The sequence below is a fragment of the Ruegeria sp. CI8 genome (assembly GCF_056536865.1).
Genome location: NZ_JBQFQL010000001.1, coordinates 1429847 through 1450989, shown reverse-complemented (window position 1 = coordinate 1450989; position 21143 = coordinate 1429847). Strand labels below are relative to the sequence as shown.

Genomic DNA, 21143 nt, shown 5'->3' with positions numbered 1-21143 from the left:
AATGAACGCAAACCGCATCATCGACATGATCGTTCGGCAAGTCATGCGCAGGCTGGTCACGCGTGGTGTCGACAAAGGTTTTGACCTTGCCGATCGTGCGACCCGCAAGCCGGGCCAACAGAGCCAGGCACGCGATCCTCAGACCGACCGGCGCATGGCGCAAAGTGCAGGCGGACAGAGCCCGAGCATGAAACAGGCCAAGCAGCTGACCCGCCAGATGCGGCGGTTCATGCGGTTCTGAGGTTTACTGTGCGGACTTGAAATGCTTCGATAATTTCAGGCCCTGGCCCTGATAGTTCGAAGCAATTCCTGCGCCGTACAGCTGTGTCGGCATCTCGGCCATACGCTCATAGACCAGCCGCCCGACGACCTGTCCATGCTCCAGTACGAAGGGCGCTTCGTGACAGCGAACTTCCAGAACTCCACGTGAACCGGCGCCTCCGGCTTCGGCATGACCGAAGCCCGGATCGAAAAAGCCCGCGTAGTGCACCCGGAATTCGCCCACCATCGCCAGATAGGGCGCCATTTCGGCCGCGTACATCGGTGGGATGTGAACCGCCTCTCGGCTGACCAGGATATAGAATGCGCCCGGATCCAGAATGATCCGCCCGTCCTTGGTACGCACCTCTTCCCAGTATTCCTGTGGGTCGTATTCGCCGATCCGGTCAAGGTCGATCACGCCGGTATGCGGTTTCGCGCGATAGCCAACAAGGTCAGTGTTGGGCAGGCGCAGGTCGACCGAAAACCCCAGACCGTCCTGAATGACGGCCGGACCATCGACCAATGGTGATTCCGCATGCAGAGCGGTCAGGTCCGCATCGGACAAAACCGCCTGGCCTTGCCGGAAACGGATCTGGTTCAGCCGCATCCCCGGACGCACCAGAACAGAAAAGGACCGCGGGCAGATTTCGGCGTAGAGGGGCCCAGAATAGCCTGCGGGCACCCGGTCGAACTCGGTTCCGCCGTCGGTGATGGTACGGGTCAGAAGGTCCAGACGCCCGGTCGAGCTTTTGGCGTTGGCGACAGCGGTCACGTCACCGGGCAGGGACAACGCTTCCATCAGGGGCACAAGGTAGACGCAACCTTTTTCGAGAACGGCGCCGTCGGTGATGTCGATCCGGTGCATTTCGAACTCGGCCAGCCGTTCGGACACCGAACGGCTTTCGCCCGCCAGAAATGACGCACGGACGCGGTAAGCAACTGTTCCCAAACGAAGATCAAGGCTGGCGGGCTGGATCTGAGCGGGCAGAATGGCCGGCTCGGCGGAGATCTCACCGCGCGCGATCATCGCCTCGATTTGCTGGTTCGGGCATACACCTGTCATTCCGATCCCCCCTGGTGCCAGAGCGGGATCTGGCCTGTCTGCCATAAACGTCGGTGTGATTTGGTCGGGCTAGCAGGACTCGAACCTGCGACCTTCCGTCCCCCAGACGGACGCGCTACCAGGCTGCGCCATAGCCCGACGTTGGGCTGTTCATAATGATTTTCCCGGCAGGGGCAAGAGGAAAACATTGCCTTTCTTCTTATCCCGCCTTTTGACCTTCGACCCGGCTGAGCCATGCCCTGAGGTCCCTCGCGATCGGGGCGATCTGGCGCAGCGCCTCAGCGTCAAAATCCGTAGTCTGCCAAGCTTTGGAGGCGATGCCGCCGAACAGCGGGGCAGGGCTGATGCCATCGTCCCCGTTGACCGCAGTGGGCGCGGGCGCCGGCTCGGGGTCTGGGGAACTGGGTGTTTCCTGAGGCTCTGGCGATCCGGGACCATCAGTGCCGGCCTGCAGATCGAGGTCGATTTGCTGACCGGTCGATTTGGGCGGAAAGGACACCACCACGTCCTGTGGCGTCTGTGGTGATTCTGCGCTGACATCGATGTCGGGTGACAGCGCCGCCACATGGGCCACGCCCTGTTCCCTCAGGATGCGTTGAACGCCTTTTATCGTGATGCCGTCCTCGTGCAGCAGCTTCTTGATGCCGCCCAGCAGGCGCATGTCGTTGGGGCGGTAGTAACGGCGACCGCCAGCCCGTTTAACCGGTTTGACCTGTGCAAACCGGCTTTCCCAGAATCGCAGGACATGGGCCTGAACACCGAGCCAATCCGCAACTTCACTGATGGTGCGAAACGCGTCGGGTGACTTGCTCATATCCTCCTGGCCCCGGGTTTACTTGCGATTCCCGGCGGCGACGCGATCCTTCATCAGATGCGACGGGCGGAAAGTCAGCACGCGGCGCGGCTGGATCGGAACCTCTTCACCGGTTTTCGGGTTGCGTCCAATACGGGCTGATTTGTCACGAACGCTGAAAGTGCCGAAGGACGAAATCTTGACCTGTTCGCCACGCACCAGCGCGTCCGACATGTGGTTCAGAATGCTTTCGACAAGCTGTGCACTTTCGTTGCGTGACAGCCCAACTTCGCGAAACACGGCTTCGCTCAGATCCATTCGCGTCAGTGTATTATCGCCCATGACATTTCCCCTATTGATTTTCGAGCATAGGGGTAGCGCAAATTCGCTGTCAATATCAATGAATTGCGGGCGGCTGTGTAAGCCGGAATGCGCCGGTTACCAGCGCAGGACCACCGAGCCCCATGCCAATCCGCCGCCAATCGCCTCGGTCACGATCAAATCACCTTGCTTGATCTGGCCCCGTTCCTTGCCCACCGACAGGGCCAGGGGAATCGAGGCGGCCGATGTGTTGCCGTGGTCCTGAACGGTCACCACAACGTGATCCATGGGCAGGCCCATCTTCTTTGCGGTGCCCTGAATGATGCGGATATTGGCCTGATGCGGCACGATCCAGTCGACGTCCTGGCTGTTCAGTCCGGCGCGCTCCAGGGCGGTTTCGGCCGTAGCGGTGAGCTTTTCGACCGCATGGCGGAACACCTGGTTGCCCTGCATCCGAAGATGGCCCGTCGATTGCGTCGACACCCCGCCATCCACGTACAGAAGGTCTTTGTAACGTCCGTCCGAATGCAGATCCGTGGACAGGATACCCCGATCATCGCTTGTTCCAGCACCCTCCTGCGCCTCGAGCACGAGGGCACCGGCCCCATCCCCGAACAACACGCAGGTCGATCTGTCGGTCCAGTCCATGATCCGCGAAAAAGTTTCAGCGCCGATCACCAGCACCCGCTTGGCCTGACCCGAAAGGATCAGGGCGTTGGCGTTGCTCAGCGCAAACACGAAACCGGCGCAGACCGCCTGAACATCAAAGGCAAACCCTTGGGTCATGCCCAGATTGGCTTGAACCATGGTGGCGGCCGATGGGAACGTCAGATCCGCGGTCGAGGTCGCCAGAACGATTGCGTCAATGTCATCGGCTGCAAGGCCGGCGTCCTGCAGAGCGGCTTTGGCCGCATAGGTTGCCAGATCGGACGTGGTTTCATCTTCGGCCGCAAAGTGCCGACGCTCGATACCAGAACGGGTGCGAATCCATTCATCGGTCGTATCAAGCGTCTTTTCGAATTCGGAGTTCGGAACCACCCGCTTGGGCAGGTAATGCCCGACACCTACAACGACTGAACGGCCTGCCATCTGGGGTACTGCCTTCTTTGTTCTTATTTGGTCTGCAGCGCAGATTGCGCCGCATCTTGTTCAAGCTCAGCCGTGGATGCAACCCGTGCTGCCAATTTTTCCGCAAAGCCGGACTTGGCCAGGGTGAAAGCCAGCTTGATCGCGGCAGACACGCCGGTGGCGTCGGCGCCTCCGTGGGATTTGATGACAGTGCCGTTCAGGCCAAGAAAGACCCCGCCGTTGACGCGGCGCGGGTCGATGCGTTTCTTCAATCGCTGCAGAGAGGTGATGGCCAGAACCGAGGCCAGGCGAGATAGGGGCGAATACTTGAAGGCCTCGCGGAGCAGGTCACCGATCAGGCTGGCCGTGCCTTCTCCGGTCTTGATGGCAACGTTTCCGGTAAACCCATCCGTAACAATGACATCCGCCTTGTCGCCTGGAATGTCGCTGCCTTCCACGAAGCCCACGAAATCAAAGTTTGCCTGATCCGCGAATTCGGTGATCAGGGCATGGGCTTCCTTGAGTTCGGCGCGGCCTTTGTGCTCTTCGGTGCCGACGTTCAGCAGTCCGATACGCGGGCGGGTCAGTTCCATGCCGTTGCGCGCATAAGAAGCGCCCATCAGTGCAAACTGCAGCAGATCCTTGGCGTCGGCCCGAACATCCGCGCCCACGTCCAGCATGACGTTGAAACCCTGAGGGTTGCGGGATGGCCACAGAATCGCGATGGCGGGGCGGTTTACCCCGGGCAGTTTGCGCAGTCGTATCATCGACAGCGCCATCAGCGCGCCGGTATTGCCGCAGGACACGGCACCATGGGCCTCGCCCTGACGCACCGATTCCAGCGCCGACCACATCGAGGTGTTCTTGCCGCTGCGCACCACCTGGCTGGGCTTGTCCTGCATCGTGACCACGTCCGGGCAATCACGAAAAACGACGCGTCCGTCGAGGACACGCCGTTTCGATACAAGCTTGCTCAGCACATCTTCCGGGCCGTGCAGAAGAAATCCGATCTCGGGGTTCTTCTTTGCTGACTTCGCGATTCCAGCCACGACCACGCCGGGACCTGAATCCCCGCCCATTGCGTCAACCGAGATGATGATCTTTCCGGTCTGCGTGGGCTGCGCTGTCATGCCAGAACCTGCGTTCAATCAGGCTTAGGCCGCGTCTTCGTCCAGGTCGATGTCGTCGGCCTGAGCGACGACTTCACGATCGTCATAGTGGCCGCAGGCTGCGCAAACGTGGTGCGGGCGCTTCAGCTCGCCGCAGTTCGCGCATTCGTTCGGGTTTGCAGCAACCAGAGCGTCGTGTGCGCGGCGGTTGTTGCGACGCGACTTGGAAACTTTGTTCTGTTGGACGGCCATGGTCTCAACCTTTGTCTACTAAGGGCCAGCAGATTCGCTGCAGGCCGGGTTTCATTCTTCGTTTTCTCGTGGTGTGACGTGCGTTTAGGGAACAAGCCCCGCGATGTCCAACCCAAATTCCGATGAGCGCGCGAAAATACTGCGATTCTCGACATGTTCAAGCGATTTTTCTGAGCGCCTGCTATGACAGGAAATCGATCCCCTGTCACTCGTCTTTTTTCAGTGCGTCACGCAGGGACGCCAGCCCGGCAAAGGGTTTGGCATCCTCGTCGGTCATCGCCTGTTTGCCCGGTTCGGTATAGTTCGCGTCGCCCAAATGTGCACCGTCTTTCCGGGGGTATTGGGGCAACGCAAGGGACAATGCCTCGCGCATCACCTGGTCCAGATCGATTTCCGGGCCCAAGGCTTCGGTCTCGTCATCTTCGGGCATTTCGAATTCGGGTTCGTCGGGTTCGGTCCAATTGGCCAGGAAAACGCGCCGCACCGGGGCCTCGATCCGGGTCGTGACCGGGTCCAGCGACACCACGCAGGGCTGAATGACGGTTGCGCCCAGCTTGGCGGTCAACACCCAATCACGCTTGCCCTTCGCGCGCAGCTCGCCGACAAAACTCAGCTTGCGCAGCCCGAGCAGGCCCAACGCATCACGAATTTCCTCGAGTTGCCGGGCAGGGGGGCGCAATTCGAACGCGGTCGGGCTGTTTTGCGGCAGATCGGCGACGCGCAATGTTGAGAGGTCGGACATTGTGACCCTTTCCTGTGTTGAACCGGGGCATGGGTTTCTGTAATCGGATAGAAGCCGCAAGGGACCAAGGCAAGAGGGTGAACATGTTGAAAGTACTGAACAGGCTGAAACCGGCGTCCAGGGCGGTTGCCTGCACGCTTGTTCTGGCCACCGCTGTTGCCTGTACCCCGGTCTACAAGAAACACGGCTATATCCCCACCCCGGAAGAGCTGGCCGAGATCAAGGTTGGCGTCGATACCCGCGACACGGTTCTGGAAAAGGCTGGCGCGCCCAGCTCGTCAGGTGTGTTGAAGGATTCGGGTTTCTATTATGTGGCGTCGCGCGTTCGCCACTATGGCCCCAAACGCCCCGAGGTCGTCTCGCGCGAATTGGTGGCGATCAGCTTTGACCAGCGTGGCGTCGTCCGCAATATCGAGAAATTCGGTCTCGAAGACGGCTATGTCATCGTGCTGGATCGCCGTGTGACGGACTCCAGTGTTCAGGACAAAGGCTTCCTGCGGCAACTGCTGGGCAACATCGGCCAATTCAGCCCGTCGAACATCCCGGGAGCCAGCTAATATCCGGCCGCCGGTTGAAAGCTTCACACGGCGGTCACACTATTGGTGCATGGGATCAGGCAGATCGCAATCGGTGAGAAACCGTGGAGGGTGCGACCATGGCCGATGATATTTTGCTGGACAAGGGCCGCTACCGCGCGCGCCTGGCGCGGTGTCCCGAGGACGTGCGGGCGGCCCAGAATCTTCGTACACTTGCATTCCGAACAGCCGAGACGGATCAGGACGACTTCGACGTTTCCTGCGCCCATGTTCTGGTCGAGGATTCGCAGGCAGGCGGCCAGTTGGTCTGCTGTTTCCGGATGCTGGTCATGGACAGCGGCAGAGAAATCAGCCGCAGCTATTCGGCCCAGTTCTATGACCTTTCCGCTTTGCAAAGCTTTGATGGGCGCATGGTGGAAATGGGGCGGTTCTGCATCCATCCCGATTGGACGGATCCAGATATCCTGAGGGTGGCCTGGGGCGCGATGACGGCCTTCGTCGACCGCAACGGCGTCCAGTTGCTGTTTGGATGCTCGTCCTTCGCAGGGACTGAGACCGCGGAATACCTGGATGCCTTCGCGATGCTCAAACATCGCCACCTTGCGCCCAAGCGCTGGTTGCCGCGGGTCAAGGCGCCGGACGTGTTCCGCTTTGCCGCGCGGCTGCGGCGACGCCCGGATGCCAGAAAGGCCATGCTGCGGATGCCACCGTTGCTGCGTACCTATCTAATGATGGGCGGTTGGGTCAGCGATCACGCAGTGGTAGACCGCCAGCTGAACACGCTGCATGTCTTTACCGGCGTCGAGATCGGCACGATTCCCGCGGCGCGGAAACGCCTCTTGCGGATGATCGCGGGCTGAAGCCGGTCTGCTGTCAAAAGGTGAGGCTGGGGCGTTGACGCCCAATGCCTGCCGGTTTAGCTGGCGCTTATGGCACGTATTCCTTTGTTGCAGATGTCCGGTATCTCGCTGACCTTCGGGGGCGAGCCGGTGTTTTCCGACCTGGACCTGGTGGTTCAGCCCGGCGACCGCGTTGCGCTGGTCGGGCGGAACGGCTCGGGTAAATCCACCCTGATGAAGGTTATGGCCGGTCTGGTCGAACCGGACCGGGGCGAGATCGTGGTGCCGCCCGGCAAATCCGTCGGCTACATGGAGCAGGACCCGACGATGGAGGGTTTTGCCACGCTGGGCGACTATGCGGCCAGCGGGCTTGAACCCGGCGAGCTGTACAAGGTGGAACGGGCCGGGGAAGGGTTGAAATTCGACCCCTCGCGCGCGGTTCAGACCGCCTCGGGCGGTGAAAGGCGGCGCGCGGCGCTGGCCAAGCTGATGGCCGAGGCCCCCGACCTGATGCTGCTGGACGAGCCGACCAACCATCTGGACATCGAGGCCATCGGCTGGCTTGAACGTGAACTGGGCGCGACACGGGCGGCCTTTGTCCTGATCTCGCATGACCGCGCGTTCCTGCGGGCGCTGACCCGGGCAACACTGTGGATCGACCGCGGTGAGGTGCGCCGGCAGGAGCAGGGGTTCGAGGCCTTCGAGGCCTGGCGCGACAAGATCTGGGAAGAGGAAGATCAGCAACGCCACAAGCTGGACCGGCTGATCAAGTCCGAATCCCGCTGGGCTGTCGAAGGGATCAGCGCCCGCCGCAAGCGCAACCAGGGCCGGGTGCGGGCGCTGCAGGCCTTGCGGGCCGAACGCGCCGCGCAGATCAAGCGTCAGGGGTCGGCGGCCATGTCCTTGGACTCCGGTCCGAAATCGGGGCGCAAGGTGATCGAGGCACGCGGTCTCAGCAAGGCATTCGACGGCAAGCCCATCGTGCGTAACCTGGACCTGCTGGTGCAGCGCGGCGATCGGGTGGCCTTTGTTGGGCCGAATGGCGTGGGCAAGACAACGGTTTTGAAGATGCTGCTGGGCGAGGTGGAGCCGGACGAGGGGGCGGTGACGCTGGGCACCAACCTCGAAATCGCCGTTTTCGACCAGACCCGCACGCAGCTGGACCCCGAGATGACCCTGTGGGACAGCCTGACCGGCGACCCCGAGATGCGCGTCTCGGGCAAGGCCGATCAGGTGATGGTGCGCGGCCAGCCCAAGCATGTGGTCGGCTATCTCAAGGAATTCCTGTTCGACGAACGGCAGGCCAGAGCGGCCGTCAAGTCCTTGTCGGGCGGCGAAAAAGCGCGGTTGCTGCTGGCCAAGCTGATGGCGAAACCGTCGAACCTGTTGGTGCTGGACGAACCGACCAACGACCTAGATGTCGAGACGCTGGACCTGTTGCAGGAACTGCTGGACGACTATGACGGCACGGTGCTGCTGGTCAGTCACGACCGGGATTTCCTGGATCGTGTGGCGACCACCACCATAGCGATGGAGGGCAACGGCCGCGCGACCGTCTATGCGGGCGGCTGGTCGGATTATGTCGCGCAGCGCGGCGATCTGGTCGAGAAAAAGTCCGAGAAATCAAAAGAGAACAAGCCGAAGGTCAAGCAGGAAACCAAGCCGAAAGCCGGCCTGTCCTTTTCCGAAAAGCACCGGCTGGAGAAGCTGCCCGCCGAGATCGCGCGGCTGGAAGCCGAGATCGCCAAGCTGGAGGAACTGATGTCGGACCCCCAGCTGTTCACCCGCGAGCCGGTGAAATTCCAGAAGGCGACCGAAGCCCTTGTCGAGCGGCAGGAGAAGCTGGCCGCCGCTGAGGAGGAATGGCTGGAACTGGAAGAGAAGGCCGAGGCGGGCTGAGCCAATTCGTCTGTTTTGTACCGGCCCCGGGACGGAGGTCTTCCGTTTTGTACCAAACGAAAATGGCCGGCCCGGACGAAGATCGACCGGGCCGGAAATCGTCAGTGACGGTCAGCGCATCCGCAGGGCGCCGTCGATGCGAATGACTTCGCCGTTCAGATAGCCCATCTCGACGATGAATCCGGCCAGCCGGCCATATTCGCGCGGGTCGCCCAGGCGGGCGGGGTTCGGAACGTCGGCGGCCAGCTGCTGCTGCACCTCTTCGGGCAGGCCGGCCAGCATCGGCGTCATGAAGATGCCCGGTGCAATGGTCATCACCCGGATCCCGGTCGAGGCCAGGTCGCGCGCCATCGGCAGCGTCATGCCCACAACACCGCCCTTGGACGCCGCATAGGCCGCCTGACCCTTTTGCCCGTCAAACGCGGCAATCGAGGCGGTGTTGATGATCACACCGCGCGCGCCATCCGACTCGGGGTCATTCTTGGCCATTTCGACGGCGGCCAGACGCGACACGTTGAAGGTGCCCACCAGGTTGATGTCGATGGTGCGCTGGAAGGCGTCCAGTGGGTGCGGGCCGTCCTTGCCGACGGTCTTGATGCCATAGGCGATGCCGGCACAGTTCACGCAGGCGGTGATCTTGCCCATCTTTTCCATCGCCAGCGCAATGGCCGCGGCCACCGACGCCTCGTCCGTCACGTCGGTCTGGGCAAAATGTCCGCCGATCTCGGCCGCGACCTGCGTTCCACGCTCGGCATCGCGGTCCAGGATGGTGACCTGCGCGCCGTTCTCGGCAAAGTAACGGGCGGTGGCCTCTCCGAGGCCCGAGGCGCCACCGGTGATGACGGCGGCGGTGGTGGACAATTGCATGGCGGGCTCCTCCCCAGTGATCTGAACGTTCGTTCAAATAATCCGAGATGGCACGTCCTGTCCAGTCGGCAGTGACTCAGTCCAGCCGGCTGCGCTGCTGCATCGGGGTGACGCCGAAGGCGGCGCGGTACACGCGTGAGAAATGGCCTGGGCTTTCAAAGCCGCAGGCAAAGGCCACGTCGGTGACCGAAGATTCGGTCTGCAACAGCAGGTTTCGCGCGCGGTCCAGCCGAAGCTCCATAAAGTATTTCTTGGGCGAGGCGTTGAGGTATTTGCCGAAGAGCCGTTCCAGTTGGCGGGTCGAGATGCCGATCTGTTCGGCGATCACCGCAGGCGAGATCGGGTCGTTGACGCGGTCGGCCATGATCTGGATCGCCTTGGCCAGATGCGCGTTGCGCATGCCGTTGCGCGATTGCAGCGACACACGCTGATCGGCGGTCGCGTTGCGAACGGCGTTATAGACCATCTGGTCGGCCACCGCGATCGACAGGTCCTGCCCGTGGTCGCGCTCGATCAGGTGCAGCATCAGGTCGGCCGTTGCGGTACCGCCCGAGGCGGTCATGTGCTTTTCATCGGCCACGAAGACGCTGCGCACCAGATTCACGTCCGGGAAAGCCTCCATGAAGGCGTCGTGATATTCCCAATGGATCGCCGCCTGCATCCCGTTCAGGAGCCCGGCCTCGGCCAGCAGCCACGCACCCGAACACAGCGCCCCGATGGCCGTGCCGCGCGCCCGTTCGCGGCGCAGCGCGGCCAGCAGGGGTCGGCTGACGTGATCGCGCATGTGAATGCCCGACAAAACAAAGATCTGGTCGCATTTCGGCAGGTCCGCCAACCCGCCATGCACCAGCGTCACGGATCCGTTCGAACACACCGCCTGCGCGCCGTCCTCCGAGGCGAAGGACCAGCGGTACAGTTCCTCGCCGCTGACCCAGTTGGCGATCCGCAGCGGCTCGACCGCGCAGGAGAAGGCCAGGTGCGAGAACTCGGGAACGAGGATGAAACAGAAATGTTGCGGGCGGGTCATGCGCTCAGTCTATCACGGGCGGTCAGGTTGATTGTGTACAAGTTGCATTTTATCGGGCAAGAGCAGAGGCGACATCCTGGGTGTCGCGATTCGACCAAAGCGAAGGTTGGGGATGAAAGACGACACGAAAAGCCGCAAGGCGGCGCTGGCCGCGCATCTGAAGGCGGCGGTGATGACGCTGAAATTGCGCCCTGGCGATGATCTGGACGAGGCGCAGCTGTCCGAGGCGTTCGGCCTGTCGCGCACGCCACTGCGCGAAGTGTTCCGGCATCTGGCCGGGCTGGGCTATCTTGAACTGCGTGAAAACCGGGGCGCGCGGGTGTCGCAGATGTCCTATGCCACGCTGCGCGATTTCTTCCTGGTGGCGCCGATGATCTATGGCGCGGTGCTTCGGCTGGCGGCGCAGAACGCGACAGGTGACCAGATCGATCGGTTGAAGGCGGCGCAGGCGGCGTTTCGGGAAACGTTGCGGGCGAGCTCGGCCGAAGATCGCGCGCTGGCCAACAACCAGTTCCACGAGATCACCGGCGAGATGGCGGCGAATGTCTACCTGCTGCCGTCGTTTCAGCGGCTGCTGATCGACCATGCGCGCATCGGCATGACCTTCTACCGCCCGGGTCAAGGCGGGATGGGCGAAAGCCTCGATCTGGCCTGCGCCCAGCATGACGCCATCATCGCCGCGATCGAGGCGCGCGACGAGGCGGCGGCGGGGCAGCTGGCGGCCGATCACTGGGCGCTGTCGCGCGATCAGATCGAGCTGTTCGTGACGCCGGCCGGTCTGGACCTTCCGCTGGGCTCGGTCGAGCGCATATAGAAAAACGGCCGCCCAGGGGCGGCCGTCGTGTGTCGTGTTCGGGGTCAAGCGGTTCAGCCCAGCTGCACCAGCGCGTGCCGCTTCTTGCCCGCGCTCAGCTTGATGGGCGAGGACAAGGCCGCCGCGTCGATCATCAGCCCCGCATCGGTCAGTGGCGCGTCGTCCAGACGGGCGCCGTTTTCCGAAATCAGGCGCTTGGCCTCTTTGCCCGATTTTGCCAGGCCCGACTTCACGATCAGCTGCACGACCGATATGCCGTCGCCCAGATCTTCGGCGGTCAGAGTCAGGGTAGGCAGGTCGCCGCCCACGCCGCCCTTTTCGAACACTTCGCGCGCGGTGGCCTCGGCCTTGGCCGCGGCCTCGGAACCGTGCAGCAGGGTCGTCACCTCGTTGGCCAGACGGATCTTGGCCTCGTTGATCTCGGACCCCTGCAGCGCGCCCATGCGGTCGCATTCGTCCACGGGAAGCTCGCTGAAGATCTTCAGGAAGCGGCCCACATCGGCGTCGGAGGTGTTGCGCCAGAACTGCCAGAACTCGTACGGCGACAGCATGTCGCCGTTCAGCCAGATGGCGCCGCCCTGGCTTTTGCCCATCTTGCGCCCATCGCTGGTGGTCAGCAGGGGCGTGGTCAGGCCATAGATCTCGTGATCCAGCACGCGGCGGGTCAGGTCGATGCCGTTGACGATGTTGCCCCACTGGTCCGATCCGCCCATCTGCAGGATGCAGCCATAGCGGCGGTTCAGTTCCAGAAAGTCATAGGCCTGCAGGATCATGTAGTTGAACTCGAGGAACGACAGGGACTGTTCCCGGTCCAGCCGCGATTTCACCGATTCAAAGGACAGCATCCGGTTGACCGAGAAATGCCGCCCGATGTCCCGCAGGAAATCGAGATAGTTCAGGTCGTCCAGCCATTCGGCATTGTTCAGCATCAGCGCGCCGGTGTCGCTGTTGTCATAGGACAGGTACTTGTCGAACACCTTCTGCATGCCGGCGATGTTGGCGTCGATCTGCTCGGGGCCCAGCAGGGGGCGTTCGTCCGAGCGGAAAGACGGATCGCCCACCTTGGTGGTGCCGCCACCCATCAGGGTGATCGGCTTGTGCCCCAGCTTCTGGAACCAGCGCAGAACCATGATGTTCATCAGATGCCCGACATGCAGGGACTGGGCGGTGGCGTCATACCCGATATAGGCTGTCTGCACCCCACTTGTCAGAGCATCGTCAAGGCCCTGATAATCGGTGCAATCGGCCAAAAAGCCGCGCTCGATCATCGTGGCGATGAAATCCGATTTGGGGTGATACGTCATGTCTTGCCTCGGGGTTGAATTGCGGGGCACGTTATAGGCGGCGAACGAGGGAAGGAAAAGGCCATGAATAAGGCCCGAGGCAAAGTTGGGGCAGTGCGGGCACTGGGGGCCATGTCGGGCACCTCGCTCGATGGGGTCGACGCGGCGGTGGTGGAAACCGACGGGCGGCAGATCCTGCGGTTCGGCGACAGTGCCTACCGGCCCTATACCGAGGACGAGCGCAAGCTGCTGCGCGCCGCGCTGGGAAAATGGAGCGGCCCCGAGGTGCACGCCGCCGAAGACCTGGTGACCCGCGCCCATGCCGAGTTGCTGTCGGAATTCGAGGACGTGGAGCTGATCGGCTTTCACGGCCAGACCCTTGCGCATGAGCCGCGGGGAAAGGGCACGTTGCAGGTGGGCGATGGCGAAGGGCTGGCGGTCGCGCTGGGTGTGCCCGTGGTCTGGGATTTCCGCAGCGATGACGTGGCCATGGGCGGCGAGGGCGCGCCACTGGCGCCGTTCTTCCACTTTGCCTGCGCAAAATACGTCGGGGCCACGGCGCCCGTGTGCTTTCTGAACCTGGGCGGTGTCGGCAACCTGACCTATGTGGACCCGTCCTTTGACGGACCCGAGGCACCGGGTGCGCTGTTGGCCTTTGACACCGGCCCGGCCAATGCGCCGATCGACGACCTGGTGCAGGCGCGTCTGGGGCTGCCGATGGACCGCGACGGTGCGCTGGCCCGGCAGGGCACGGTCGAGACCGGAGCACTTGAGCTGTTCCTGGCCGAGCCGTATTTCAACCGCCTGCCGCCCAAATCGCTGGACCGCAACGATTTCGCCGAGATGATCGGCCTGGTGAAGGAATTGAGCGACGCCGACGCCGTCGCCACCCTGACGGGCATGAGCGCCGCCGGGGTGGTGCAGGGGATGGAGCATTGCCCCAAACCGCCCGCGCGGGTACTGGTCACCGGCGGCGGGCGCAGGAACCCGGTCTTGATGGAGATGCTGCGCGTGGCGCTGGACTGCCCGGTCGATCCTGTCGAAGCCGTAGGGTTGGATGGCGACATGCTCGAGGCGCAGGCTTTTGCCTATCTGGCGGTGCGTGTGGCGCGGGGAATGCCGACCTCTTGCCCGGGTACCACCGGGGTCAAGGCGTTGGTCGGCGGGGGCACGGTCAGCCGGGTGTCGCAGGGCGCACCGCGCTGAAACGCGGCGAAAAATGATCCTGCCAAGGCGCTCGGGCGTAATTGTAGCAGTAGCCACAACAACGCCGGAGATGAAGATGATCGGTTCCCTTGTCAAAAATGCGGCCGGTTGTGCCGTCGCGTTCATGCTAGCAGTGCCCGCCATGGCCGACGTGCAGGTTGAGTTCGTCGAGGGAGCGCCAAAGGACCGCTTCGTTCTTCGCAACGCCAGCGATTGCAGCCTGTCTGCTGCAACGGTGCGTCTGGATTTGTCCTCGTCGCAGGGCGGTCTGATCTTTGATGTCACCGGCGCGGGGGCAGGGGTTGAAGTGTTTCAGCCCTTTGAAATGGTTTCGGGGTCCGAGTATCTGAACGGGTTGCCGCAGGTTCAGGACGGACAGTCGATGGTCGATCTGGACATCCGGGCCATGCCGCCCGGTGCGGAAATCGCCTTTACGATCGACGTGGATGACACGGGCGGCGGGCGCGAAATCACCGTGTCGGGGGCCGAGATTCAGGGTGCGACGGTCTCTCTGGAAGGCGCGAAGAACCCGCAGCGTGGTGTCTTTTCGTCGGCGGCCCGCGCGGCTATACCGGTCGGGACCTGCTGAGCGGCAGTGCACCTGCGGATGGAACCGGCATGACCAAGACCCTGACACGTATCGCATTTCTGGTTCTGGTACTGGGAGGCGGCATACTGATCGGTACCCTGACGGGGCCGGGTGAGTGGTACGCGAACCTGAACAAACCGGTCTTCAACCCGCCGGGCTGGGTGTTCGGCCCGGTCTGGACGGTTCTGTACGTGCTGATTGCGACGGCGGGATGGCGGCAGTTCGAACGCGACCGGGGATCGCCCGCAATGCGCCTGTGGTGGGCGCAGCTTGGCCTGAACTTCCTGTGGTCGCCCGCCTTCTTCGTGCTGCACCAACCCTGGCTGGCATTGGTAGTGATCCTGGCGCTTCTGGTGGTGATTGTTCTGTTCATCACACGTGTCCGCCCGGTGGATCGCGTTTCGGCTTGGGCGTTCGTGCCCTATCTGGCATGGGTGGCGTTTGCGACCGTTCTGAACCTGTCGATCGCGGTCCTGAACTGACGCCAGCGGTGGTCAGAGCATCCACTCGACCGGCAGCCATCTGACGACGGCGGCTAGGCCGCGCTGGAACCGAGAGGTGTTCGGGTCGGTCTCAAAGGTCGTGGTCGTCCCGTCCTTGGTCTGCTGAACCCAGACCAGCCCACCGTCATCATCCATCTCGACGCGATAGGCAAATTCCGGCTTGTCCAGTTGCCGGGCCAGATCTGTCGCGATCGTGGGGCTCTCGATCAGCAGCCCCATCTCGGTGTTCAGCCGGGCCGAACGCGGGTCCAGATTGTATGAGCCGATGAAGATCCGTTTGCCATCCGAGCCAAACACCTTTGCATGCAGGCCCGAGGCGGAGCCCGCAAGAATTTCGGGCAGGCTGCGTTCCTTGTGCTCGTCGCGCAACGCGCGCAGCTCCAGCAACTGAACCCCGCTTGCCAGCAGGTCGTCGCGATAGGCCATGTAGGCTGCATGAACCGGCATCACATCGGTCGCGTCCAGTGAATTGGTCAGGACCCGGACTTTGACCCCGGATGACGCCAGCCGTTCGAGCAGCTCGGCCCCGCGGGGACCGGGAATGAAATAGGCTGAGACCAGATCGAGCGAAGTCTCCGAGCTTTCGGCAAAGGTGATGAGACGCTCGACCATGAGGTTCTCGTCCTCGACCTCTCCAAGCCCCTTGGCCGGGTCATCGACAAAAAGTTCGACCGCGCTCCATTCGAACGGCAGATCGCGGGCGGCGATGCGGTCGGCCAGTTCATTGTCGCGGATTGCCTTTTGGTATCCGGCCCCGGCCGCGGTCTGACGCGCGGCCTCGGCCAGTACTTTCAGGCTTGGGTCGGTCGCAGCGGGCAGGAACAACGCGGCATCATAGGCTGATCCGCTGTTCCAGTAGGCATCGAACGACTCGGCCACCTCGTCCACGATCGGACCGATCGCGATGGTATCGACATCCAGATAATGCGTCCCGGCCCCGTAGTCGAAATAAATGTCGCCGATGTTTCGGCCCCCGACAATCGTGGCCACACCGTCCACCGTCATGGACTTGTTATGCATGCGGCGGTTCAACCGGCCGAAATCGAACACATAGGACAGCAGCTTGGGATTGCGCAGCGTGAACGGGTTGAAGATGCGGACATGGGCCGTTGGCATGGCATCCAGTTCAGCCAGAAGCGGGTCCAGCCCCGAGATGCCGTTGTCATCGACCAGAAGGCGCACGCGCACGCCGCGTTCCGCCGCCGCACGCAATTCGTCCAGCAACATCAGGCCGGTCACGTCATCCTGCCAGATGTAGTATTGGGCATCTATGGACGAGACCGCCTCACGCGCGAGAATGGCGCGGGCAGCAAATGCGGTATGCCCCTGACCAAGGGGGCGGACGCCGTCCAGTCCGGGGTTGCGCTGCATCGCCGGCTCGATGGCTTGGCCCAGCGGACCAGTCCAATCCGCGGGTTGGCGGTATGTCCGCTCCGAGAAATTGGTCTCGGGCAGCGGAAAGGCCAACCGCATCCCAAGCACGCCCAGGCCGAGGATCACAGCCACGGTCACCAAAGTCTTGATCAGCCGCATCGCGCCCTCGTCTTTGCCCAATCATACACACGCGAACCTTGCCGCATCGGGCAGGGCAAGTTCAAGCATGGTTCGGCAGGGGCTTGAGGTTTAACCCCGGGGAATGTCGAACTCCGCCGGCGCCAATTCGAACCTGTCGAACTGAAACCCCGGCGAGACGACGCAGCTGACCAGCGTATAGTCCCCGGTACTGCGGGCGGCCTGCCAATGCCCGGTGGGTACGATGACCTGCGGCGCGCCCTCGCTCAGGTCGGGGGACAGCATGTGATCGCTTGCAGGTCCGGTATCGGTTTCGCTGATCGACAGGATCAGTGGCGCGCCGGCGTGAAACAGCCAGATCTCGGTTGCATCGACCCGGTGCCAGTGGCTGGCCTCGTCCCGTTTCAGCAGGAAATAGATGCAAGTCGCGGTGGGGCGGCCTGTGTTGTCTGCGCGCCAGGTCTCGGCATACCAGCCGCCTTCGGGGTGGGGCTGCAGTTGCAGGTGGTCGATGATCTGGTCGGCGGTCATGGCGGGCCTTTCACGGCGATGGGATTTGGTGCTGGCAATACTGTGCACAGATCATATGTTTGCGCCATGACCCTGACGATCCCGTTCGACAATTCCTATGCCCGGCTGCCCGGTGCGTTTTATGCGCGCCAGTCGCCCGAGCCCGTACGCGCGCCGCGGCTGGTGGCTTTCAATGACGATCTGGCGCAGGTGCTGGGTATCTCGCCCGGTGACGCGCAGGACATGGCCCAGGTTTTTGCGGGCAACACCCTGCCGGACGGGGCCGAGCCGCTGGCGCAGCTGTATTCCGGTCACCAGTTCGGCAATTACAACCCGCAGCTGGGGGACGGGCGCGCGGTGCTTCTGGGCGAGGTGGTGGGCACGGACGGGATTCGCCGCGACATTCAGCTCAAGGGCTCGGGGCGCACGCCGTTTTCGCGGCAGGGCGACGGGCGGGCCTGGCTGGGGCCGGTTCTGCGCGAATATGTCGTGTCCGAGGCGATGCATGCGCTGGGCATTCCCACCACGCGCGCCTTGGCGGCGGTAGAAACTGGCGAGGTCGTGCTGCGCGAGGGCCCGATGCCCGGCGCGGTGCTGACCCGCGTTGCGCAAAGCCATCTGCGGGTGGGCACGTTCCAGGTGTTCGCCGCACGCGGCCAGATCGCCGACCTGCAGCGGCTGACCGACTATGCCATCGCGCGCCACTACCCGGACGCCGTCGGGCCGATGGGCCTGCTGCGCGCCGTGCGTGACGCGCAGTCCGCGCTGATCGCGCAGTGGATGGCGGTGGGCTTCATCCACGGGGTGATGAACACCGACAACTGCGCCATCTCGGGCGAAACCATCGACTATGGCCCCTGCGCCTTCATGGACAGCTATCATCCGAACACCGTCTACAGTTCGATCGACCGGATGGGGCGCTATGCCTATTCCAACCAGCCCGAAATCGCGGTGTGGAACCTTGCACAGCTTGCGACGGCGCTGATTCAGCAGATCGAGGACAAGCAGGCCGCCGTGGAAGAGGCGACCGAGATCGTGCACGCCATGCCCGATTTGATGCAGCAGCACTGGCTGCGCCGGTTCCGGGCCAAGATCGGCCTGACCATCGAGGAGGATGGCGACCTTGCGCTGATCTCGGACCTGCTGACGCGGATGGCGCAGAACCAGGCCGATTTCACCAATACCTTCCGCGCGCTGGGCGGCGATGCGGCGCGGGACCAGTTCTCCGATCCAGCGGCTTTTGACAGCTGGGCTGAGGGGTGGCGCGCGCGGCTGACGCGCGAGGCGGACCCGGCCGCGGTGATGCACGCGGCCAACCCGGCCTTCATCCCGCGCAACCACCGGGTCGAGCAGATGATCCAGGCCGCCGTTCAGGGCGACTATGCCCCGTTCCACCGGCTGAACGCTGTGTTGACCCGGCCCTATGACGACCAGCCCGACGCCGCCGACCTGATACGCCCGCCCACGCAGGACGAGGTGGTGCATGCCACCTTTTGCGGGACCTGAGCGGGTTTCGGCATCTGTGCTGAACTATCGGCTTGCGTCCAGGCGCGATCCTGCGAATCCTGACGGGGTACAACCGTAGAAAACCGATGACTACTTTGCCCAAGCTGCGCCTTGCCAGCTACAACATCCAGAAATGCGTCGGACTGGACCTACGACGCCAGCCGCAGCGCATCCTGCAGGTGCTGGACCGGCTGGGCGCCGATATCGTGGTGCTTCAAGAGGCCGACAAACGCCTGCCGCCGCGCCCGGCGGCGCTTCCGCATTTCATGTTGGACGAGGCCGGGTGGAAGATCGTCGATCTGGGCGGTGCGGGCAGTCTGGGCTGGCATGGCAACGCGGTGATCTGGCGGGGCGACCACATCCGGGTGCGCCGCGCCGCGCATCACGATCTGCCGGGGCTGGAGCCGCGCGGAGCGGTCCGGGTCGAGTTCGACACCCATATAGGGCCTTTGCGGGTGATGGGGATGCATCTGGGGCTGTTCTCGGCGTGGCGCCGCCAGCAGATCATCCACCTACGTCAGGACGGCCGCGCGCTGGACCGGATGCCAACCGTCTGGGCAGGGGATTTCAACGAATGGTCGCGCCAGCCGATTCTTGACCGCCTAGCTCCCGACATGCGGTTCCTGCCGCCTGTACCCAGCTTTCCCGCCGCGCAGCCTCTGGGCGCGCTGGACCGGATCGCGCTGGGCGGCGGGCTCGAGGCGCTGGCCCACGGCGTGCATGGGGAACGGCCCGCGCATATCGCCTCGGACCACCTGCCGGTCTGGGCCGATCTGCGGCTTGCGGGCTAAGGCGCAGCGGGCGCAAATCACAGTGGCGAAATCCGCGCGGACGTACTAAGACAGAAACCCGAACGGATTCTGGGGGATGACATGGCGGACACGATCATCGCGCGTTGCGAAGCCAAAGGCCTGCGCATGACCGGCCAGCGTCGAACCATCGCGCAGGTACTGCAGGACAGTGATGATCATCCCGATGTCGAGGAATTGTACGCCCGCGCCTCGGCGCTGGATGCGGGCATTTCGATCGCAACCGTCTATCGCACCGTCAAACTGTTCGAAGAGGCCGGGATTCTCGAACGGTTGGAATTCGGCGACGGGCGTGCGCGCTATGAGGACGCCGAGCGCGACCACCACGATCACCTGATCGACATGAACTCGGGCGAGGTGATTGAATTCGTGGACCCCGAGATCGAAGCCCTGCAGGAAAAGATCGCCTCGAAGCTGGGCTATCGCCTGAAAGGTCATCGGCTGGAGTTGTACGGAGTTCCGCTGGACAAGGACTGATCCGGCCGGGACACATCACCAAAAGCGATTGGTCATCTAAAATCTATTCATGATTCCAAGCCCTCTTCGCGCTTGCCACGGGCGCGCGATCCGGGTCTTCTGCGTTGCGACGCGGCAATTAAGCCGTCCGAATTCAATAGGCAATGTCATGAACAACGCGAACGGCATCCTGCTGGTCATCGGCGCTATGGCCGCCTTCACGCTTGAGGACATGTTCATCAAGCATTTGTCGGTCACCGTGCCGACCGGTCAGGTCATGATCGTGTTGGGGCTGTTCTGCGCGCTAGTCTTTGCCGCCATGGCCATCGTCACGCGCAAACCGATCTTTGACTCGGCCGCTTGGCAACCGCTGTTCGTGATCCGCGCGTGCACCGAGGCGGTCGGGGCGCTGAGCTTTGTCACCGCATTGTCCCTTGTCGACCTGTCGACCGTTGCCGCCGTGTTCCAGGCGATGCCGCTGGTGGTCACGATGGGGGCCGCACTTTTCCTGCGAGAGCAAGTCGGCTGGCGCCGTTGGAGCGCAATCGGCGTCGGGTTCATCGGCGTTCTGATGATCATCCGCCCCGGTCTGGACGGGTTTCGGCCCGAGGCTCTGTTCGTGGTGGCCAGCGTCATTGCGATTGCCGCGCGGGACCTGATCACCCGCCGGCTGGACGCGCGGGTGGCCTCGGCCGTGGTGGCGCTGCAGGCCTATGCGGCGGTCGCGATTGCCGGCGGCGTGCTGATGCTGACCTCGGCGCAGCCTTTGGCGCCGCTACAGATGGGGCAGATCGGACCCTATGTCGGTGCCGTTGGCTTCGGTGTTCTAGGCTATCTGGGGATCGTGACCGCAATGCGCGTGGGCGAGGCCTCGGCCCTGACGCCGTTCCGCTATACGCGGCTGCTGTTCTCGATTCTGGCCGGGATGTGGATGTTCGGCGAACGGCCGGACCTGATGACCATGATCGGCGCGTCTCTGATCATCGGGTCGGGCATGTACATGTTCATCCGCGAACGGCGCATCGCGCGGTCCATGGCCCCGGCGGTCTGCTGACCTGTTGGCGCAAACACGCCGCTGTTGGCGCTAAAGGCCGGAAAATATGCGTGTTAGCGATAACGGACCCGGTTTACTTTTCCCCGCGTGCTGGTATGAGGCATGCAACCGAACGCATTTTCAG

At 63.1% G+C, this 21143-nt stretch carries 24 protein-coding genes and 1 tRNA gene; 12 read left to right on the top strand and 13 right to left on the bottom strand.

What is annotated here, in order from left to right:
- Position 1 precedes the first annotated feature (1 nt).
- On the top strand, positions 2–241 hold the full coding sequence (locus tag ACR0DA_RS07145; RefSeq protein WP_093962319.1) for a hypothetical protein: 240 nt from the start codon (positions 2–4) through the stop codon (positions 239–241).
- Positions 242–244: 3 nt separating this feature from the next.
- Here ACR0DA_RS07145 and ACR0DA_RS07140 read toward each other — a convergent pair whose 3' ends face one another.
- From ACR0DA_RS07140 to ACR0DA_RS07105, 8 genes are all read right to left on the bottom strand, one after another.
- Positions 245–1324, bottom strand: coding sequence for a 2'-deoxycytidine 5'-triphosphate deaminase (locus ACR0DA_RS07140; RefSeq protein ID WP_170390378.1), 1080 nt, complete (start codon positions 1322–1324; stop codon positions 245–247).
- Positions 1325–1385: 61 nt separating this feature from the next.
- Positions 1386–1462, bottom strand: a tRNA-Pro gene (locus tag ACR0DA_RS07135).
- Positions 1463–1523: 61 nt separating this feature from the next.
- Positions 1524–2138, bottom strand: coding sequence for a MerR family transcriptional regulator (locus ACR0DA_RS07130; RefSeq protein ID WP_170358886.1), 615 nt, complete (start codon positions 2136–2138; stop codon positions 1524–1526).
- Positions 2139–2156: 18 nt separating this feature from the next.
- On the bottom strand, positions 2157–2459 hold the full coding sequence (gene ihfA, locus ACR0DA_RS07125; RefSeq protein ID WP_093962316.1) for an integration host factor subunit alpha: 303 nt from the start codon (positions 2457–2459) through the stop codon (positions 2157–2159).
- A 96-nt stretch (positions 2460–2555) separates the two neighbouring features.
- Positions 2556–3527: a beta-ketoacyl-ACP synthase III gene (locus ACR0DA_RS07120; protein ID WP_480753426.1), complete on the bottom strand. Its 972-nt coding sequence runs from the start codon at positions 3525–3527 to the stop codon at positions 2556–2558.
- Positions 3528–3550: 23 nt separating this feature from the next.
- Positions 3551–4636 (bottom strand): phosphate acyltransferase PlsX, encoded by a 1086-nt coding sequence (gene plsX, locus ACR0DA_RS07115; RefSeq protein ID WP_170599564.1) that lies wholly within the window; start codon positions 4634–4636, stop codon positions 3551–3553.
- Between the two features lie 24 nt (positions 4637–4660).
- Positions 4661–4867 (bottom strand): 50S ribosomal protein L32, encoded by a 207-nt coding sequence (gene rpmF / locus ACR0DA_RS07110; RefSeq protein ID WP_093962313.1) that lies wholly within the window; start codon positions 4865–4867, stop codon positions 4661–4663.
- 205 nt (positions 4868–5072) lie between these two features.
- Positions 5073–5609, bottom strand: coding sequence for a YceD family protein (locus tag ACR0DA_RS07105; RefSeq protein WP_170599566.1), 537 nt, complete (start codon positions 5607–5609; stop codon positions 5073–5075).
- Between the two features lie 83 nt (positions 5610–5692).
- Here ACR0DA_RS07105 and ACR0DA_RS07100 point away from each other — a divergent pair, with 83 nt between their 5' ends.
- From ACR0DA_RS07100 to ACR0DA_RS07090, 3 genes are all read left to right on the top strand, one after another.
- Positions 5693–6166: an outer membrane protein assembly factor BamE gene (locus tag ACR0DA_RS07100; RefSeq protein WP_093962985.1), complete on the top strand. Its 474-nt coding sequence runs from the start codon at positions 5693–5695 to the stop codon at positions 6164–6166.
- A gap of 98 nt (positions 6167–6264) precedes the next feature.
- Complete coding sequence (locus tag ACR0DA_RS07095) at positions 6265–7005, top strand: GNAT family N-acetyltransferase (protein ID WP_480753424.1); 741 nt, start codon at positions 6265–6267, stop codon at positions 7003–7005.
- A 69-nt stretch (positions 7006–7074) separates the two neighbouring features.
- The gene (locus ACR0DA_RS07090; RefSeq protein WP_480753423.1) at positions 7075–8883 is read left to right on the top strand and encodes an ABC-F family ATP-binding cassette domain-containing protein; all 1809 of its coding nucleotides are present in this window, start codon (positions 7075–7077) and stop codon (positions 8881–8883) included.
- Positions 8884–8994: 111 nt separating this feature from the next.
- On the opposite strand, the gene ACR0DA_RS07085 is transcribed toward ACR0DA_RS07090, so the two are convergent.
- Together ACR0DA_RS07085 and ACR0DA_RS07080 are read right to left on the bottom strand one after the other, a co-directional pair.
- Positions 8995–9750 (bottom strand): 3-hydroxyacyl-CoA dehydrogenase, encoded by a 756-nt coding sequence (locus ACR0DA_RS07085; protein ID WP_480753421.1) that lies wholly within the window; start codon positions 9748–9750, stop codon positions 8995–8997.
- Between the two features lie 76 nt (positions 9751–9826).
- Positions 9827–10777, bottom strand: a complete 951-nt coding sequence (locus ACR0DA_RS07080) for a GlxA family transcriptional regulator (protein WP_480753420.1) — start codon at positions 10775–10777, stop codon at positions 9827–9829.
- 112 nt (positions 10778–10889) lie between these two features.
- On the opposite strand from ACR0DA_RS07080, the gene ACR0DA_RS07075 reads away from it, so the two are divergent.
- Positions 10890–11591, top strand: coding sequence for a GntR family transcriptional regulator (locus ACR0DA_RS07075; RefSeq protein ID WP_170599572.1), 702 nt, complete (start codon positions 10890–10892; stop codon positions 11589–11591).
- A 53-nt stretch (positions 11592–11644) separates the two neighbouring features.
- Here the strand turns inward: ACR0DA_RS07075 and tyrS are convergent, their stop codons facing one another.
- Positions 11645–12895 (bottom strand): tyrosine--tRNA ligase, encoded by a 1251-nt coding sequence (gene tyrS, locus ACR0DA_RS07070; protein ID WP_480753418.1) that lies wholly within the window; start codon positions 12893–12895, stop codon positions 11645–11647.
- Positions 12896–12958: 63 nt separating this feature from the next.
- On the opposite strand from tyrS, the gene ACR0DA_RS07065 reads away from it, so the two are divergent.
- From ACR0DA_RS07065 to ACR0DA_RS07055, 3 genes are all read left to right on the top strand, one after another.
- On the top strand, positions 12959–14080 hold the full coding sequence (locus ACR0DA_RS07065) for an anhydro-N-acetylmuramic acid kinase (protein WP_170446409.1): 1122 nt from the start codon (positions 12959–12961) through the stop codon (positions 14078–14080).
- Positions 14081–14156: 76 nt separating this feature from the next.
- A complete protein-coding gene (locus ACR0DA_RS07060) occupies positions 14157–14669 on the top strand; it encodes an aggregation factor core (RefSeq protein WP_170446407.1) in 513 nt (170 codons plus the stop codon).
- Between the two features lie 29 nt (positions 14670–14698).
- Positions 14699–15151, top strand: a complete 453-nt coding sequence (locus ACR0DA_RS07055) for a TspO/MBR family protein (RefSeq protein WP_170446405.1) — start codon at positions 14699–14701, stop codon at positions 15149–15151.
- Positions 15152–15163: 12 nt separating this feature from the next.
- On the opposite strand, the gene ACR0DA_RS07050 is transcribed toward ACR0DA_RS07055, so the two are convergent.
- Together ACR0DA_RS07050 and ACR0DA_RS07045 are read right to left on the bottom strand one after the other, a co-directional pair.
- A complete protein-coding gene (locus ACR0DA_RS07050) occupies positions 15164–16705 on the bottom strand; it encodes a phospholipase D family protein (RefSeq protein WP_480753416.1) in 1542 nt (513 codons plus the stop codon).
- A 90-nt stretch (positions 16706–16795) separates the two neighbouring features.
- On the bottom strand, positions 16796–17215 hold the full coding sequence (locus tag ACR0DA_RS07045; protein ID WP_480753415.1) for a cupin domain-containing protein: 420 nt from the start codon (positions 17213–17215) through the stop codon (positions 16796–16798).
- Between the two features lie 66 nt (positions 17216–17281).
- Between ACR0DA_RS07045 and ACR0DA_RS07040 the strand changes: the two genes are divergently transcribed.
- From ACR0DA_RS07040 to ACR0DA_RS07025, 4 genes are all read left to right on the top strand, one after another.
- The gene (locus ACR0DA_RS07040; RefSeq protein WP_170528793.1) at positions 17282–18700 is read left to right on the top strand and encodes a protein adenylyltransferase SelO; all 1419 of its coding nucleotides are present in this window, start codon (positions 17282–17284) and stop codon (positions 18698–18700) included.
- An 86-nt stretch (positions 18701–18786) separates the two neighbouring features.
- Positions 18787–19491 (top strand): endonuclease/exonuclease/phosphatase family protein, encoded by a 705-nt coding sequence (locus ACR0DA_RS07035; protein WP_170338252.1) that lies wholly within the window; start codon positions 18787–18789, stop codon positions 19489–19491.
- An 81-nt stretch (positions 19492–19572) separates the two neighbouring features.
- On the top strand, positions 19573–19986 hold the full coding sequence (locus tag ACR0DA_RS07030) for a Fur family transcriptional regulator (RefSeq protein WP_093962302.1): 414 nt from the start codon (positions 19573–19575) through the stop codon (positions 19984–19986).
- 148 nt (positions 19987–20134) lie between these two features.
- Positions 20135–21019, top strand: coding sequence for a DMT family transporter (locus ACR0DA_RS07025; protein ID WP_480753413.1), 885 nt, complete (start codon positions 20135–20137; stop codon positions 21017–21019).
- Positions 21020–21143: the final 124 nt, after the last annotated feature.

What these genes read in the sequence shown, in the direction of transcription:
- ACR0DA_RS07145 (WP_093962319.1), top strand. Translation starts at nt 2, where the DNA reads ATGAACGCAAACCGCATCATCGACATGATCGTTCGGCAAGTCATGCGC.
- ACR0DA_RS07140 (WP_170390378.1), bottom strand. Translation starts at nt 1,324, where the DNA reads ATGACAGGTGTATGCCCGAACCAGCAAATCGAGGCGATGATCGCGCGC.
- ACR0DA_RS07130 (WP_170358886.1), bottom strand. Translation starts at nt 2,138, where the DNA reads ATGAGCAAGTCACCCGACGCGTTTCGCACCATCAGTGAAGTTGCGGAT.
- ihfA (WP_093962316.1), bottom strand. Translation starts at nt 2,459, where the DNA reads ATGGGCGATAATACACTGACGCGAATGGATCTGAGCGAAGCCGTGTTT.
- ACR0DA_RS07120 (WP_480753426.1), bottom strand. Translation starts at nt 3,527, where the DNA reads ATGGCAGGCCGTTCAGTCGTTGTAGGTGTCGGGCATTACCTGCCCAAG.
- plsX (WP_170599564.1), bottom strand. Translation starts at nt 4,636, where the DNA reads ATGACAGCGCAGCCCACGCAGACCGGAAAGATCATCATCTCGGTTGAC.
- rpmF (WP_093962313.1), bottom strand. Translation starts at nt 4,867, where the DNA reads ATGGCCGTCCAACAGAACAAAGTTTCCAAGTCGCGTCGCAACAACCGC.
- ACR0DA_RS07105 (WP_170599566.1), bottom strand. Translation starts at nt 5,609, where the DNA reads ATGTCCGACCTCTCAACATTGCGCGTCGCCGATCTGCCGCAAAACAGC.
- ACR0DA_RS07100 (WP_093962985.1), top strand. Translation starts at nt 5,693, where the DNA reads ATGTTGAAAGTACTGAACAGGCTGAAACCGGCGTCCAGGGCGGTTGCC.
- ACR0DA_RS07095 (WP_480753424.1), top strand. Translation starts at nt 6,265, where the DNA reads ATGGCCGATGATATTTTGCTGGACAAGGGCCGCTACCGCGCGCGCCTG.
- ACR0DA_RS07090 (WP_480753423.1), top strand. Translation starts at nt 7,075, where the DNA reads ATGGCACGTATTCCTTTGTTGCAGATGTCCGGTATCTCGCTGACCTTC.
- ACR0DA_RS07085 (WP_480753421.1), bottom strand. Translation starts at nt 9,750, where the DNA reads ATGCAATTGTCCACCACCGCCGCCGTCATCACCGGTGGCGCCTCGGGC.
- ACR0DA_RS07080 (WP_480753420.1), bottom strand. Translation starts at nt 10,777, where the DNA reads ATGACCCGCCCGCAACATTTCTGTTTCATCCTCGTTCCCGAGTTCTCG.
- ACR0DA_RS07075 (WP_170599572.1), top strand. Translation starts at nt 10,890, where the DNA reads ATGAAAGACGACACGAAAAGCCGCAAGGCGGCGCTGGCCGCGCATCTG.
- tyrS (WP_480753418.1), bottom strand. Translation starts at nt 12,895, where the DNA reads ATGACGTATCACCCCAAATCGGATTTCATCGCCACGATGATCGAGCGC.
- ACR0DA_RS07065 (WP_170446409.1), top strand. Translation starts at nt 12,959, where the DNA reads ATGAATAAGGCCCGAGGCAAAGTTGGGGCAGTGCGGGCACTGGGGGCC.
- ACR0DA_RS07060 (WP_170446407.1), top strand. Translation starts at nt 14,157, where the DNA reads ATGATCGGTTCCCTTGTCAAAAATGCGGCCGGTTGTGCCGTCGCGTTC.
- ACR0DA_RS07055 (WP_170446405.1), top strand. Translation starts at nt 14,699, where the DNA reads ATGACCAAGACCCTGACACGTATCGCATTTCTGGTTCTGGTACTGGGA.
- ACR0DA_RS07050 (WP_480753416.1), bottom strand. Translation starts at nt 16,705, where the DNA reads ATGCGGCTGATCAAGACTTTGGTGACCGTGGCTGTGATCCTCGGCCTG.
- ACR0DA_RS07045 (WP_480753415.1), bottom strand. Translation starts at nt 17,215, where the DNA reads ATGACCGCCGACCAGATCATCGACCACCTGCAACTGCAGCCCCACCCC.
- ACR0DA_RS07040 (WP_170528793.1), top strand. Translation starts at nt 17,282, where the DNA reads ATGACCCTGACGATCCCGTTCGACAATTCCTATGCCCGGCTGCCCGGT.
- ACR0DA_RS07035 (WP_170338252.1), top strand. Translation starts at nt 18,787, where the DNA reads ATGACTACTTTGCCCAAGCTGCGCCTTGCCAGCTACAACATCCAGAAA.
- ACR0DA_RS07030 (WP_093962302.1), top strand. Translation starts at nt 19,573, where the DNA reads ATGGCGGACACGATCATCGCGCGTTGCGAAGCCAAAGGCCTGCGCATG.
- ACR0DA_RS07025 (WP_480753413.1), top strand. Translation starts at nt 20,135, where the DNA reads ATGAACAACGCGAACGGCATCCTGCTGGTCATCGGCGCTATGGCCGCC.